Below are 14,338 nucleotides of genomic sequence, written 5' to 3'. Positions count from 1 at the left end.
AACAAAGGAGCAGAGATGGTATATATTTTGCCTCTCTGCTCCTTTCTCTTCCCTCTATAAATAAGGTAATAGGTTACAGGGGACAGGTAATAGTTTTCTGTAACCTTTACCCTGTAACCTTTAACCTGTAAATACTCCCCTAATTACGCAGAACCTGGAAAATTAAAGATGGCAACTCTACAGCAGCAGAAGATTAGAATTCGCTTACAAGCCTTTGACAGGGGCTTATTAGATACATCTTGCGAGAAGATTGTAGACACCGCTAACCGCACCAACGCTACAGCCATAGGCCCAATTCCTTTACCAACAAAACGCCGGATCTATTGTGTGCTGCGATCGCCTCACGTAGATAAAGATTCACGAGAGCACTTTGAAACCCGTACTCATCGCCGGATTATAGACATTTACCAGCCTTCTTCTAAGACTATTGATGCCCTGATGAAATTGGATCTACCATCGGGTGTAGATATTGAAGTCAAACTTTAATTTAGTCATTAGTCATTGGTCATTTGTCCTTTACTAATGACAAAGGACAAAGGACAAAAGACAAATTACATTAGTATGAATATTTACACAGCCCTGAAGAAATATATCTCAGGGCTTTTATTTAGCTAGGAAACAAATGATAGAATGTAGATAAAGTACGGGAAAAGCAGAGAAAAAGAAATTTTAAAGATTAAGTTTATACCAAAGTAACAATGACATCATCTTCTAAAATTGCAGTTCGCGAACTACCTCTGTTCCCGTTACCCGAAGTAGTTCTGTTTCCTACCAGACCATTACCCCTGCACATCTTTGAATTTCGCTACCGAATCATGATGAACACGATTTTGGAGAGCGATCGCAGGTTCGGTGTTTTGATGTTCGATCCAGTCAAAGGTACAATTGCAAACACTGGCTGCTGTGCCGAAATCATTCATCACCAAAGGCTGCCAGACGATCGGATCAAGATGATGACTTTAGGGCAGCAAAGATTTCGTGTCTTAGAGTATGTTCGTGAAAAGCCATATCGCGTTGGCTTAGTTGAATGGATTGAAGACCAACCACCGACTAAAGATTTGCGGCCTTTATCAACTGAAGTAGAACAACTACTGCGAGATGTGGTGCGTCTGTCAGCCAAATTAACCGAACAAAATATTGAATTGCCGGAAGATTTGCCCGATCTACCAACAGAGTTATCTTATTGGGTAGCCAGTAATCTTTATGGTGTCGCCGCAGAGCAGCAATTATTGTTAGAAATGCAAGATACTGTAACTCGTCTAGAGCGGGAAGCAGAAATTTTAACTTCTACTCGGAATCACTTGGCAGCTCGCGCTGTTCTCAAAGATACATTTAGTGAAAAGTGAGGAATAGAGACGCGATTAATCGCGTCTGTACAGTGAGGAGTTAGGAAGAAAAACAAAAATAAAAGCTCGACTACTTATAATTTATATTTACTAGCTGATAACTGGTAAATCCTAAATAATAACTCTTAAAAAAGAACTTCTAACTTTTTAAGTAATGGCGGCGATCGGTAAAACATTGTAAGCGCCAAGAATTTTTAAAATCTCTGTGTGGGTAGTTAATTCTGCTAAAGCAGATTGCATTTGTGCTTCTTTGGCATCTGCTTCTAAATCTATGAAAAACAAGTATTCGCCTAGCGATCGCTTCGTCGGACGAGATTCAATTCGGCTGAGGTTAATCCCTAGTTGAGCAAATATTTGCAAAGGTTTGACCAATGCTCCGGGTGTGTTAGCAGGCATACTAAAAGCCAGTGATGTGTGACTAGCAGGCGCTTTTCTTACCTGATATCCAGCCTCCACTTCACCGTGACTTACTACCCAAAAACGAGTAAAGTTTTCTGGATTGTCGTTGATACCACTAGCAAGTATCGGCAGGTTGTAGAGTTGAGCTGCTCTACTAGAAGCGATCGCTGCTGTTGTTGTCTCTTGCTCCAATCGCTGTAGTGCTTCGGTTGTAGAATTGCTGGGAATAATCTGTACAGTCGGGAGAAACCGCTCTAACCATCCCTGACATTGTGCCAAAGCTTGCGGGTGAGAGTAAACAGTTTTAATTATATCTAAGCTAGACGCGCAAGAAATTAACGTATGGACAATGGGTAATATCAAAGCCAACTGAATTCGCAAACTGTCTAACTGCCAAAGTGTATCCAGTGTTGTTGTAACACTCCCTTCAATAGAATTTTCTGCTGGCACAACAGCCAGGTGGGTTTGACCATCAGCAACGGCGTGCAGTGATTGGGAAATGGTGGGATAGGGACATAACCTAGCTTCAACTCCCGTACTTTTAGTTAGCCAGTTGACATAAAAAACAGCTGCTTGTTCTGTGTAAGTGCCGGGAGGCCCTAAATGTGCGATCGATAAAGTCATACTTTTAGCCTTGAGTTGCGAGTTTAATGCCTAAACAAAGATTATGATATTTTGGTTTGGCAAATATATCCAACATTTATTCTTACTAAACACTGTTATCTCTAAAATTTACGCACTAAAGGGATAGAAGGAAATATGTATCCAAGAAAACAAGTTATGAAAATCAGTCTTCTGGCAGATAGATTTCCTAGTAGTTTTTTACTAAATCCCTCTAAAGATTTAAAAGCAATGATATTGGTTTCTACCCAAAATAAAGAGCACATTATTGTTTTTGTGTCAATATTTAAATCATAATCTATATTTCTTGAACCAAGATAGAATGAGCGTAACAACTTTGTGCTAATGAGTATAGCTGATAAGCAACAGTCGTTTTTATAGTCAATAAATTTTGTAATTTTCTAATAATCAAAACTAAGTTGTTAAAAAATATTAAAATTAAGAAACAGATATTTTTATTAGCTCATGGCTACCCGGTTTACTGCCTCCCAATCGGTTGAAATCGCTGTTCCAGAGCAGCCTATTCCCATTCAGCACTACTTGCGTCAGCCTCAACGTCTGGTTAAGGCTTTGGTTGACAATAGCCGGATTCAGCAGCTTTCTGAGGAAGTATTTCGCTTGAAAATGCGTCCGCTGACTTTTATGTCATTGAGTATTCAACCTACTGTAGACATGAGAGTCTGGGCAGAATCAAATGGAATAATTTATTTGCGATCGCTAAACTGTGAAATTTTAGGTTTCGAGTATATTAACCAGCGCTTTGCTCTCAATTTAAAAGGCTATTTGTCTCCCAAAGAGTTTAGCACTGGCACACGCCTGCAAGGAAAAGCTGATTTAGAAGTAGTGGTGGATTTTCCACCGCCATTTTCCTTTACTCCTAAGCCGATTTTAGAAACGACTGGTAATGGTTTGCTCAAAAGCGTGCTGTTGTCGGTCAAGCAAAGGTTATTGAATCAACTTTTGACGGATTATCGCTACTGGGTGATATCACAAACCAAAGATAGAGGACTTGACAGTGATAGTACTGAATTACCAATCCTGAATGCTGAGTAATTTGTTAACAAACAGAATTTAGGAGTCACGAGCCAGAATACCCTTTCAGGGTAGCAAGCTACAGAATTGAACTCTGTAATTAGTAGAAAGTCTGTAGCTTGCTTCCCACAGCTTATCCCCTACTAAACTAATTTATTCTGTATTCTGTATTCTGTATTCTTCTTCAATCACTCAACACTCAGATTTTTGATTTGGCAAGGACGAAAAGACTGACGATGTAGGGGTGAGGGCCCGTATTGTTGCAAAGCCAGCAAATGCCGCTGGCTACCATAACCCTTGTTACACTCCAGGTTGTACATAGGGTATTTTAATGCTAGACGCATTATTAATTCGTCACGCCAAATTTTAGCAACAATACTAGCAGAGGCAATAGCGAGCGATCGCTCGTCCCCTTTAACTATTGTTTGTTGCGGCAATAGCAAATCTTTGATTGACTGATTGCCGTCAATTAAGCAGAGTGCAGGCTGTACCTTTAACTTCAGCACAGCCCGCTTCATTGCTAACAACGTCGCTTGCAAAATATTTATCTTGTCAATTTCGGCAGTAGAAGCAAACCCAATTTTCCAATCTATAGCCAGCGCACAAATTTGCTGCGCTAGCTGAGTTCTCCGAGAACTAGACAACTTTTTACTGTCTTTAATTTTAGCTGCCATCAGTATTGGCAAAGCGCGATCTGGTAGGATTACTGCTGCCGCCACCACAGGCCCAAACAGAGCGCCTCGCCCTACTTCATCCACACCTGCAACCAACCCTGGAATATCTGACAAGGTAGAAAATTCTAGCCAAGTGGATTGTTCCAAAGGCGTTGGCGATGTTTCTACCATAAATTAAATTAATTAAAATTAAATTAATTATCCTCGATCGCTGAAGAACGACGGCGGCGGCGACGGCTGGCTGTGGCGCTACTATTAGCTTCACTTTCATCTGCGATTTCTTTGGCCGCAGCAGCTTTTGCAGACAAGCGTCCCGAAGGATTCACAGTTAACTCCGATGGTGGTTCAGTTGTCTCTTCGAGCAAAGATTTTTGTTCTGGCTCAATAACTTTTGGTGTCGGTATTTTGCTTGCAGTTATTTCAGGTGTTGCCTTTTGGGCAATAGTGATTATTTCAGGTGTTGCTTTTTGGACAATAGTTGATTCTGAGGTTGATTCAATTGGGGTCGTTGGTTTTTGACCGGGCTGAATCACATTAATAATCACAGACTTGGTATTTTTAACCTCTTGCTCTAACTTCACTAAGGGAGATATTCCCATCAAGGCAAATATATCCTGTTCTTGGAGGCTCATTTCTACAGTTCTAATCTCCGGTGGTTCTACCACTGGCTTAACTGGTTCTGCCTTGATAATTTTAGTGCGCTCTACTCTTTCACTCCAGCCTGGTTTACCAAGGGTGGGCGAGGGAATTTCTGGTGCAACTCCTAGTTCTGGTTCTACATCCAGGTCTAAATCTGGCTCGTTAACAAAAGCCAGGGGATTGGGAACAATCCGAGCTTCATCTTTCCCGTTTAACCCATTGACACCAATTCGACTGCGGCGAGTTCGGGTACGGCGCTTATCATTAAGTTCCTGATAACTAGGATGATTGATCAGATTTAGGTTGCTCAATTCCGAGTCGCCGTCAAATCCTTCCCCAAATCCATCATAGGTTTCTCGTGGTTCCGGGATACGCGCAGATGGCTGACGTGGTTCTCGGTGAGGCAAGGATACAAAACGCTCGCGCTCTGGTGTCTCTGTAGGTATCGGTAATCGGTTTTCGAGTTCTCCAGGCAGACGCACGGTATGTCCTAAACCGCCACAGGTGGGGCAAGTTTCACCAAACAATTCATAAATATTTTGGCCCTGACGTTTGCGGGTCAGTTCTACTAAACCCAGTTCGGTAAGTTGGGCAATCTGGGGACGAGCTTTGTCTGCTTTGAGTGCTTTATTAAAGTGTTCGAGAACTTGTAGTTGGTCGCGTCGCGATTCCATATCGATAAAATCAACGACGATCACCCCAGCGATATTTCGCAGACGCAACTGGCGAGCGATTTCTGTTGCTGCTTCACAGTTTGTCCACAAAACTGTTTCTCTAGCTGTTGCCGATCGCGTAAACGAACCTGAGTTAACATCGATTACGGTTAATGCCTCCGTCGGCTCGATGATAATGTAACCGCCAGAAGGTAGGTCTACCCTTGGTTTCAGGGCTTCTCTAATGGCAGCAGTGATGCGGAAGTACTCTAAAATTGGGGAGCGATCGCGATGATGGTCAATCAACAATCCCTGCGGTGTTTGACCGCCACTCCAATTCTGCAAGTACTGTTTGACGCGCTTCAAACCAGTACTGGAATCTACCACAATCCGATTGACATCCGCGCCGTACATATCCCGCAATACGCGCTGGATAAAGTCATCGTCTCGGTTGAGCAGTGCTGGCGCACGGGTAGAATGGGCTTCTTGCTGGATAGCCTCCCATTGCTTTTGCAGCAACTCCAAATCTTCCATAATCGCTTCTTCGGGTTTACCTTCTGCTTCTGTACGCACAAGCAAACCCATTCCCGCCGGCTTGACCAAAATCGCCAGCGCTCGCAAGCGGTTGCGCTCACTTTCACTTTTAATCCGTCGGGATAAATTTACGCCTCTGCCGTATGGCATCAGTACTACGTAGCGTCCGGGTAAAGTAATATTCCCCGTGAGCCTGGGACCTTTTGTCCCCGTTGGCTCTTTCATTACTTGCACCAAAACTTTCTGTTGTGGTGCAAGTAGTTCTGTAATTGCCGCTGCGGTACGCTTGAGCTTCAATGGTCCCAAGTCGGTAACATGAATAAAACCGTTGCGCTCTGGGTCGCCAATATTCACAAAAGCCGCATCTATCCCAGGTAATACGTTTTCTACTACTCCTAAGTAGATATCACCTATTTGATGATGACCCGTAGCAACAACGAGTTCCTGTATTTGATCTTCAGAAAAAACCGCAGCAATTTGGTGCTGCTCCGCGATGATAATTTGTTTCGGCATTCAATTTCCTCAAAAATTGGCAGCACTTATAGGTTTGAGGTTTGTTGTATCAAGTCCGGTTAATTACTTAATAATTCAAAACTAATTGCGTCTTTGCATCAGTTTGAATTCCCAGTGTTTTCTCGGTTTGATATTATACTTTCGCTGTCCTCGCAACCCTCAAAAGGCGCTACTGATAATAAAAATCGCAAATCTGAGCTTCTAAGTTAAATAGCTATTGGCGCTCTTAAGAGCGTTTTTACGGCTGATTATTCCAGAACTGCTGCATATCGTTTAAGCTATTAAATCAACCGTTCGTGGTTGATTTGTGATGCAATACTCTCAAATCTTGAGAGTTCTGAGTTGAAGTTCTAAATCCTGAGTGAGCATTGTAACTCAGGATGTTTTCTTTGAGAGTAACCTATTGAATTCGTTAAGAAAAAGAAACTATTTCTATTTTCCATTCCCTGGATTTATCTTAGGGTTATACTCAGCAGACACAGTTGCTACCCTGCCTTGAGCCGCTCTAAACTAAGACAAGCACCGCTTTGCGCGTCTCGCGAACGTCTACAAGTAAGCAGAACCGACAGCAGTTGCTTTAACTCTAAAAAAGTAATGCACTAGCTCTTGGGCACTACGTGGATTAGACATTCAGCAGTTGTTTAAAAAGCATGAATTTAGAGAAGCTAACCGAGCCTGCTGTTAGTTACTGATTCACAAGGTAGCTATATAGATGTGCATTCTTTTATCTGCTTTTTGTTTGTCTAGGATAAAATCCTAGAAGTTGCACTCTAATATCTTTACTTTCGCCCCCTGAATACCAGGGTAGTGAACCAGCTAATTCAATGCAGCGCCAGAAAATTTCTCTTCACCCTATTCTAACGCAACCTTGCTAAAAATCAATTCCTGTGAGCTGCCATTTTAGGACAACTACTAGCGAGTTGCCCTACAGGGATTATACCCCTAAAATTAGCCGATTGCGGTGGATGTGCAGGAGTTGAAATTCTACACCAGCCACTGTCTCTAGCATAAACAGGATTTGTTCGGGACGCAACAGCAAACCGTCCTGGCGATAGCTACCTAAATAACGGATTACAGATGACATAGATTCTGCAATGCTATTGTGGGTTTCTACTAATTCCAGTTCAAATAAGCGATCGCGCAGATTTATTAACTGGCTCTTGCCTGATTTAGTTGTTTGCTCGTACCAAAGTTCCTCTTTTGCTTTGATTGTATCAATCCAGGTTTGCCATTGTATGGGTGTTGTTTCTGCTAGTGCTGTTACAGTAATTAAATACTCTGCGGACTCTAGCAGTTGGGTAGCGGCACTAGCTTTTAAATCTATCTGCTCCACATTATATATAGGTATGTCTGTGGGCATTTCATGAGCCAACTTTCTGAAGAAAGTATCAACTTCCACTGGCACAGTTAACTCAAAATCTGCAATTTCACCGCTGCTAGTAGCCCCTAGAGCCAAAGCAGTTGCTAGAGAAATCCGTGGCATTGGATGAAACCCACCAGTAAAAGCAATTGGTAAGCCGGATCGCCGCACAATTCGGTCAAACAGACGGATTAAATCAAGATGGCTCATTAAAGCCATATTACCTTGTTTCCCAAACCAAACTCGCAGTCTTTGCGCCTTAGTTGTGTTGGGGACAAATTCGCCAGCAAATTTTGGGATAACAGGTGATTTAATCACCACGTTGTGCCCAAAATCAGTGCCACAGACGCCACAATGAGAACAACCTTCAAAAGAGCAGTCTGGTACAATTGCAGCTTCTAGAGCGCGTTGCAAGTCTTCTTGGAGCCACTTTTTGTCAATCCCGGTATCAATATGATCCCAAGGTAGGGGAATATCGAGGGAGTGGGAAGAGACGCAATTAATGGCGTCTGTACTAGAGAGTGAGGAGTTAGGAGTTAGGAGTTGGGTATTTTCTTCATCTTCTGTGCTCCTGGGCGCCTCTGCGTGAAACAAATTCCATTCGCCATTTTCTACTTGGCGGTATTTCCAATCTAAATCAGCTTGGGCGATCGCAGATCCCCAAGCGCTAAAAGCTCGATCTAAATTTTCATACCAGGAATCCATACCTGCACCCAATTCCCACGCCAGGCGGACTACTTTGCTCAAGTTGCGATCGCCTCGTCCCACAAAATCTTCCATTGCCGAAATGCGGACATCGGTAAAATTTACCTTCACTGCCTTGATTCGGCGGAATTCTTGCCGCAACAGGTTTTGTTTTCGCTTAAATTCAGCGGTAGAAACTGAGTGCCACTGGAATGGTGTATGGGGCTTGGGCGTAAAGTTAGAAATTGTCAGGTTAAAGTTCAGGGGTTTTCTGCCCTTACCCCGACATTCTCGCTGTAGCCAGCTTACCGTTTCCGCAATGCCCACAACGTCAGCATCGGTTTCACCTGGCAAGCCAATCATAAAATACAACTTGATTTTATCCCACCCTTGCTCCCAAGCGGTTTTTACTCCCCGCAACAATTCTTCATTCGTCAACCCCTTATTCACAATGTCTCGCATCCGCTGAGTACCAGCTTCTGGAGCAAAAGTCAGTCCACCTTGGCGCGTACCTCCCAGGATATTGGCAATATTCTCATCAAATCTGTCTACCCGTTGGCTTGGTAGAGTCAGAGAAATATTTTCATTTTTTAAGCGATTTTTGATTTCCATCCCCACTGCTGGTAGGGACAAATAATCAGAACAACTCAAAGATAGGAGGGAAAACTCATTGTAACCAGTTGCCCGCATACCCTGTTCAATTGCTTCTACAACCTTATCGGGTTCTACATCCCGTGCTGGTCGAGTCAGCATTCCTGGTTGACAGAAGCGACAGCCACGAGTGCAACCACGCCGAATCTCAATGGTCAAACGGTCATGCACCGTTTCTACATAAGGAACTAACCCAATGGAATATGCTGGTATGGGAGTTGCAACCCGTCGCAGAATTCGCTTCGGCACATCTGGACGAAGAGGGTGAACTGAGCCATCCTCTGCCATATCGTAAAACTGAGGCACATATACACCTGGTATCTGTGCCAAATCCAGTAACAGCTGTTCCCGACTTAATCCTGCTTGTTTGCCTTCTTCTAACACCAAACCAATTTCTGGCAGCAGTTCTTCTCCATCTCCAAGGGCGATAAAGTCGAAGAAGTCAGCATAAGGCTCAGGATTTGATGTCGCTGTTTGCCCACCAGCAAAAATCAACGGAAAGTATGACTGGGTATCGATAGATTCCCTGACTCCCTGCCCCTCTGCTCCTCTGCTTCCCTGCCTTTCTTGCCATGTCAAGGGAATTCCAGCCAAATCCAACATTTCGAGGATATTAGTTGCACCCAGCTCGTAACTGAGGCTAAAGCCTAAAATGTCGAATTCTGTCAGCGATCGCTTTGACTCTACCGCAAACAATGGCGTATTAGTTTCGCGTAGTTTGGCTGCCAGGTCTTTTCCTGGGAGGTAGGCGCGATCGCACAATTGACGCGGTTGGGCATTCAAGATGTTATAAAGGATGATGTGCCCTAAATTAGATGCACCGACTTCATATACTTCTGGGTAGGTTAAAACCCAACGTATTGCTGTCGTATCCCAATCTTTGTGTACCGCTAACAGCTCGTTACCTAAGTAACGTGCTGGTTTTAAAATATCCGACGTTATTAATTTTTCAACTGCAACAACCACTGTGCTATCTTCTAGCTACCTTAATTACAGCTACCTAAACCCAACATTAGCATTGAATTAGGTCTTCTAACAGATTTTATCGTTGCAACTTACAACTCCTTTACATAAAGTCCACTTAATTATTGCTCGAACCTTTGTCTTTTACATAAAGTTATATTTGGGTCAATTTGGCTTCAGCGTCTAATATTTCAAATACCCTATCGAGTTGCGTCAGTTCAAAAATCATTCTAATTTGTGGGGCAACAGCGCTAAGTTGACAACTTCTTCCTAAAGTAAGAGCCAGCTTGTGTGTAGATAACAATGCCATCAACCCCGCGCTGTCTAAGGATTCTACTGCTGCGAGGTCTACTACCAAGGTGGAAATACCATTTTGCGCCAACGCTGTAGCCATATCTCGTTCAAATTCCAAGGCGTTTGCAGCATTTAAACACCCTTGGGGGCGAATAACTGCAATCTTGGGATAGTTAAGCACTGCCTGCATAGTTACATCCTATTAAGAATTTTGAAGCGTCAAGCTAAGGATTATTTGAACATAAACTCTATTTTGTTGCATCGACCATACGTCTTAGCTCTCTTTGCTGAATCTTTATTGCTTTAGGATGTCTGTTTAAAGATTGTTATAATTCCAGGTTAAAATGTGTTTATATATACTTTTTTTTTATGTCACTTCAAAAACAATCAACTATAGACGGCCATAAAGCAGACAATCTATCAGTAACTATGCTGAGAAAGCTTGCTTAGTCTATAACTAAAGCTAATTTAGCCAAGTCTTAACAGTAGGTTAAATCTTACACTTTAGCGTTGCTGATGGCATACAGCAAAGTCATAGTGAATTATCTCTCTAACTAATTAAATTGTGATATATATCACTACTAAGTTAGTATTTGATCGCTCTTTATACTGAGGCCAATCTGGGATTATTAGTGTCATATTACAGTTGGGTTATTACTTATGAAAACTCAGTACGCTATTCGTAAATTGGTAGAAAAAGCTCTTGACATTAAAAAACTAACTCCTGAGATAGAGAATGAAATCAACTCAGAACTGACGGAATTAGGGTACATTTCTGATGTTGATTACGAAGCCTTAGAATTATTAATGGCAGAGATGGATGCTGGGCGAATCCAGTTGGTTCCTAGTCTGGGATTTTAAAATAATTCATAATGACGCTCTTTCTACGTTCGTGCAGGGTGTCGCAGACAGAACTTCTGTGTAGCTTGCTTCTCTGTAAGAAGACGCGGACTCACTAACGTAATTCGTAATTAAATCTAGCAAGGGGGATAAAAGGGCGATATGATTAGCTAGTATTTTTCGATGAGGTTGATTATTTAAATACTTAAAGTGGCGTAAACTGTACTAAAAAACCTCTACATTGTGCATTCTATCGAAAATCGCCATACAGTTCGCTAAATGCCTAAAAAAATTCCTCCCAATCTGTTTGCTGAATTTGTCTACAAGTGGAATGAAGTCGTTGCTAAGGGAGTTGATATCATCAATATGGCTACTGGCGAGCCAGATAAACTGACTTCTAGTCATATCCTTCAGGTGATGCATGAAGCGATTGACGACGATGCTAACCACAATTATCCACCTTACGACAAGGACGAAATAATTTCTGGTGCGAAGGATGTAGCGATCAAATTTCACAGTCTTCAACGCATGAAAAATGCTGGTATTCGCTACAGTGAGGAAGATGTTGAGAATTAGAGACTGGGGGCTGGGAAGACAAGGGGACAAGGGGACAAGGGGACAAGGAAGACAAGGAAGAATTATTCAAGAAGTCTCTATATTGTCTATTCCCAATGCCCAATACTTCGGCTCCGCTCAGTACAAGTGCCCCACGCCCCATGCCCCATCCTAATCCCCAATCACCAATCCCTCTTGATATGCTTGCCAAAGTTGGTGAATAAACTGATTAAGTTGCTGCTTGGCGGCTGAATCAGGTTCAGTTTTTGGTTCTTTCGCTAAAAGTTGGCTCAAGAAGGTAATTACTTCTGTGTCTAATGCTGGGCGAAATAAATTGGCAGGCCAAAGTAAGTCAGATGCGTCTCGCAAATCGGTAATTAGGGGTGATTCTTCTATGAAAGTAACCATTAATAAAGGACGCACCCAGCACAACTGGCGGGAAACTACAAATTGAATGACTTCTGCATACAGGTTCCTGTCGCCATACTCTAGAGATACAATTTGTCCCGTTTGAAGAAAATCTAGGCTCATGTCCATCTTGGGCAGGGGCAAGGATTGTTTTGCTTGCAACTTTCTTAATCTTAAAAGTGAAAATGCGCTACGTTTAAGAAAAGCTTCTGTAAGATTAGGGTAGCACTCTTACGGCAGCCATGTCTTAGACGTGTGCCTTAGCAAGTGGCTACGCAAAACTAATACAACCAATCCCTGGCAGCAAAGGGTTTTCCTAGCATAGTATCTGAGCAGAAATACTATAGAATAGGAAAACAACTGTTGAGCGATCGCAAAACAGAGACTTTGTTGTAGTGAAGTAACGAGAAAAGAGCAAAGAGCCGTGTCAGTTGAAACTATTCAAAAGCCTTCCACAACCCGCAAGCTCGCGCCTCGGTATCGCGTTTTGCTCCATAACGACGACTACAACTCTATGGAGCATGTTGTACAGTCGCTAATAGCCACTGTACCTAGCCTTACCCAACCCCAAGCTGTGAGCATCATGATGGAAGCCCATACTAACGGGCTAGCTTTAGTCATTACTTGCGCCTTGGAACACGCTGAGTTTTATTGCGAAACATTGATAAGTCACGGTTTAAGTAGCACGATTGAACCTGATGAATAGTCATTGGTCATTTGTCATTTGTCATTGGTCATTAGTCAAAATATAGAGTGTTGGCTGGTGACTGATATTAGTATGAAAAAAAACCTTGTCCGTTTAGCTGAACGCCCTGCCCCTATTAGGCTGGGTGCTTTTATTTTGACTTTATTGTTGCTATGGTTGCCATTGGCTACACCAATATACTTACTAGTGGATGATTCAAACTTAGAAAGTATATTGACATTAGTGATATTATATGCAGTATTTATTCTCCTCCTGAGATTATCGGGTAAATATGTCTACCAGCAGCCCCAAATTCTGCGGCATTATGGCTTAGAATTCACGCGGCAAAACGGTGTGGATTTAATGCGTGGCTTGGCTCTGGGGATAATTAATATTTTGATACTTTTTGGGGTAGAAGGTTTGTTGGGTTGGTTGGTGTGGCAACAACCGAAAGTTTTTTTGCTGAAAGTTGTTTTAGAGGGTTTACTTGTTGGCTTAGGTGTTGGATTTGCTGAGGAGTTGTTATTCCGAGGCTGGTTGCTAGATGAATTACAACGAGATTACAGTCTGCGTGTGGCACTGTGGACAGATGCAACTGCGTTTGCTACATTGCACTTTATTAAACCTTTGGAGGCAATTATTCATACACTGCCGCAATTTCCAGCTTTAGTACTGCTGGGATTAACGCAAGTATGGGGAAAGCGTTGGCGGAGGGGACGCTTGGGTTTTCCAATTGGTTTACATGGTGGTTTAGTTTGGGGTTACTACATTATTAATGTAGGTAAATTAGTGAAATATTCTGGTGAAGTTCCTGATTGGGTAACTGGTGTGAATAATAATCCCCTACAAGGAGTGATGGGGGTGTTGTTAATGAGTGTACTAGCTTTGGGGATACGGGGGCGAACTGAGCGATCGCGTCATATATGAAAATAAAAATATTAATCGTATCAGCTTTAGTACTAATTATTCCACTAAGCTTCCTTTTTACTGGGTGTAATAATAAAGACGAAAATAAGGCAATGGATGAAAAGATATCAAAACTTGAGAAAGAAGCAGAAAAGCATATTATATATAAGATTCAGGAGCAACAGAGTTACTTCTCCAAACACAAAACCTTTTTTAAACCTCCTGATGAACCAGGAACTAAATATGGTTACTTTCCACCAATTTTCGGAAGAGAAATTTGTTATGGTTACTATACTGAGATAAATGCTGACGTTATCTCTAAGACAACTACTGATGCTGTTTATAGCTATGCCGTTCAAGACTATTGTAATGGAAAGTGGGGCTTTGAGCTTAAGTCGTATGTTGGAGCAGTCTTTGCTGTTCCCATTACTGGAGATAAACAACTGAAAACGCTAAGTATTGTTTGTAAAAGCGTTGAAAGTTTTGCCCCACCCTCTCGCCCAAAATACATTAACGGCATAGTAAAATGCCCCAATAAGACAACGAAAGTATATTAACGCGAGGAAGGACTGAGCGATCGC

The 14,338-nt window shown here is 42.3% G+C and carries 14 protein-coding genes; 8 read left to right on the top strand and 6 right to left on the bottom strand.

Translation table 11 applies throughout. The annotated features are described in order from the left end of the window. Window positions 1-168 precede the first annotated feature (168 nt). Together rpsJ and ACR5KR_RS16055 are read left to right on the top strand one after the other, a co-directional pair. A complete protein-coding gene (gene rpsJ, locus ACR5KR_RS16060) occupies window positions 169-486 on the top strand; it encodes a 30S ribosomal protein S10 (RefSeq protein WP_445631490.1) in 318 nt (105 codons plus the stop codon). Window positions 487-698: 212 nt separating this feature from the next. Continuing rightward, the gene (locus ACR5KR_RS16055) at window positions 699-1,346 is read left to right on the top strand and encodes an LON peptidase substrate-binding domain-containing protein (RefSeq protein WP_094349488.1); all 648 of its coding nucleotides are present in this window, start codon (window positions 699-701) and stop codon (window positions 1,344-1,346) included. 147 nt (window positions 1,347-1,493) lie between these two features. On the opposite strand, the gene pheA is transcribed toward ACR5KR_RS16055, so the two are convergent. Continuing rightward, window positions 1,494-2,369, bottom strand: a complete 876-nt coding sequence (pheA, locus tag ACR5KR_RS16050) for a prephenate dehydratase (RefSeq protein ID WP_445631491.1) — start codon at window positions 2,367-2,369, stop codon at window positions 1,494-1,496. Between the two features lie 462 nt (window positions 2,370-2,831). On the opposite strand from pheA, the gene ACR5KR_RS16045 reads away from it, so the two are divergent. Then, window positions 2,832-3,419, top strand: a complete 588-nt coding sequence (locus ACR5KR_RS16045; protein WP_445631492.1) for a DUF1997 domain-containing protein — start codon at window positions 2,832-2,834, stop codon at window positions 3,417-3,419. A gap of 167 nt (window positions 3,420-3,586) precedes the next feature. On the opposite strand, the gene ACR5KR_RS16040 is transcribed toward ACR5KR_RS16045, so the two are convergent. The 4 genes from ACR5KR_RS16040 to ACR5KR_RS16025 form a co-directional block, all read right to left on the bottom strand. Then, the gene (locus ACR5KR_RS16040; protein WP_445631493.1) at window positions 3,587-4,243 is read right to left on the bottom strand and encodes a ribonuclease HII; all 657 of its coding nucleotides are present in this window, start codon (window positions 4,241-4,243) and stop codon (window positions 3,587-3,589) included. Window positions 4,244-4,266: 23 nt separating this feature from the next. Next, window positions 4,267-6,411 (bottom strand): Rne/Rng family ribonuclease, encoded by a 2,145-nt coding sequence (locus ACR5KR_RS16035; protein ID WP_448267180.1) that lies wholly within the window; start codon window positions 6,409-6,411, stop codon window positions 4,267-4,269. A 934-nt stretch (window positions 6,412-7,345) separates the two neighbouring features. Then, window positions 7,346-10,072: a TIGR03960 family B12-binding radical SAM protein gene (locus ACR5KR_RS16030; RefSeq protein ID WP_448267179.1), complete on the bottom strand. Its 2,727-nt coding sequence runs from the start codon at window positions 10,070-10,072 to the stop codon at window positions 7,346-7,348. A 151-nt stretch (window positions 10,073-10,223) separates the two neighbouring features. Beyond that, window positions 10,224-10,553 carry an STAS domain-containing protein gene (locus tag ACR5KR_RS16025; protein WP_289795322.1) on the bottom strand — a complete coding sequence of 110 codons (330 nt, stop codon included), beginning with the start codon at window positions 10,551-10,553 and terminating at the stop codon, window positions 10,224-10,226. Between the two features lie 470 nt (window positions 10,554-11,023). Between ACR5KR_RS16025 and ACR5KR_RS16020 the strand changes: the two genes are divergently transcribed. Together ACR5KR_RS16020 and ACR5KR_RS16015 are read left to right on the top strand one after the other, a co-directional pair. Then, entirely contained in the window at window positions 11,024-11,224 is a 201-nt protein-coding gene (locus ACR5KR_RS16020; RefSeq protein ID WP_292724859.1) for a hypothetical protein, read from the top strand. A 258-nt stretch (window positions 11,225-11,482) separates the two neighbouring features. After that, on the top strand, window positions 11,483-11,779 hold the full coding sequence (locus ACR5KR_RS16015; RefSeq protein ID WP_448267178.1) for a hypothetical protein: 297 nt from the start codon (window positions 11,483-11,485) through the stop codon (window positions 11,777-11,779). Window positions 11,780-11,929: 150 nt separating this feature from the next. Here the strand turns inward: ACR5KR_RS16015 and ACR5KR_RS16010 are convergent, their stop codons facing one another. Beyond that, the gene (locus ACR5KR_RS16010; RefSeq protein WP_322683624.1) at window positions 11,930-12,295 is read right to left on the bottom strand and encodes a hypothetical protein; all 366 of its coding nucleotides are present in this window, start codon (window positions 12,293-12,295) and stop codon (window positions 11,930-11,932) included. 295 nt (window positions 12,296-12,590) lie between these two features. Here ACR5KR_RS16010 and clpS point away from each other — a divergent pair, with 295 nt between their 5' ends. The 3 genes from clpS (at window position 12,591) to ACR5KR_RS15995 (ending at window position 14,314) form a co-directional block, all read left to right on the top strand. Continuing rightward, window positions 12,591-12,872 (top strand): ATP-dependent Clp protease adapter ClpS, encoded by a 282-nt coding sequence (clpS, locus tag ACR5KR_RS16005; protein WP_012410249.1) that lies wholly within the window; start codon window positions 12,591-12,593, stop codon window positions 12,870-12,872. A 72-nt stretch (window positions 12,873-12,944) separates the two neighbouring features. Further along, window positions 12,945-13,778 (top strand): CPBP family intramembrane glutamic endopeptidase, encoded by an 834-nt coding sequence (locus tag ACR5KR_RS16000; RefSeq protein WP_448267177.1) that lies wholly within the window; start codon window positions 12,945-12,947, stop codon window positions 13,776-13,778. Then, window positions 13,775-14,314, top strand: a complete 540-nt coding sequence (locus ACR5KR_RS15995; protein WP_448267176.1) for a hypothetical protein — start codon at window positions 13,775-13,777, stop codon at window positions 14,312-14,314. The genes ACR5KR_RS16000 and ACR5KR_RS15995 overlap by 4 nt, the downstream gene beginning before the upstream one ends. Window positions 14,315-14,338: the final 24 nt, after the last annotated feature.

Source organism: Nostoc sp. DSM 114159 (assembly GCF_053470285.1).
This window is presented reverse-complemented; position numbering and strand designations above follow the sequence as displayed.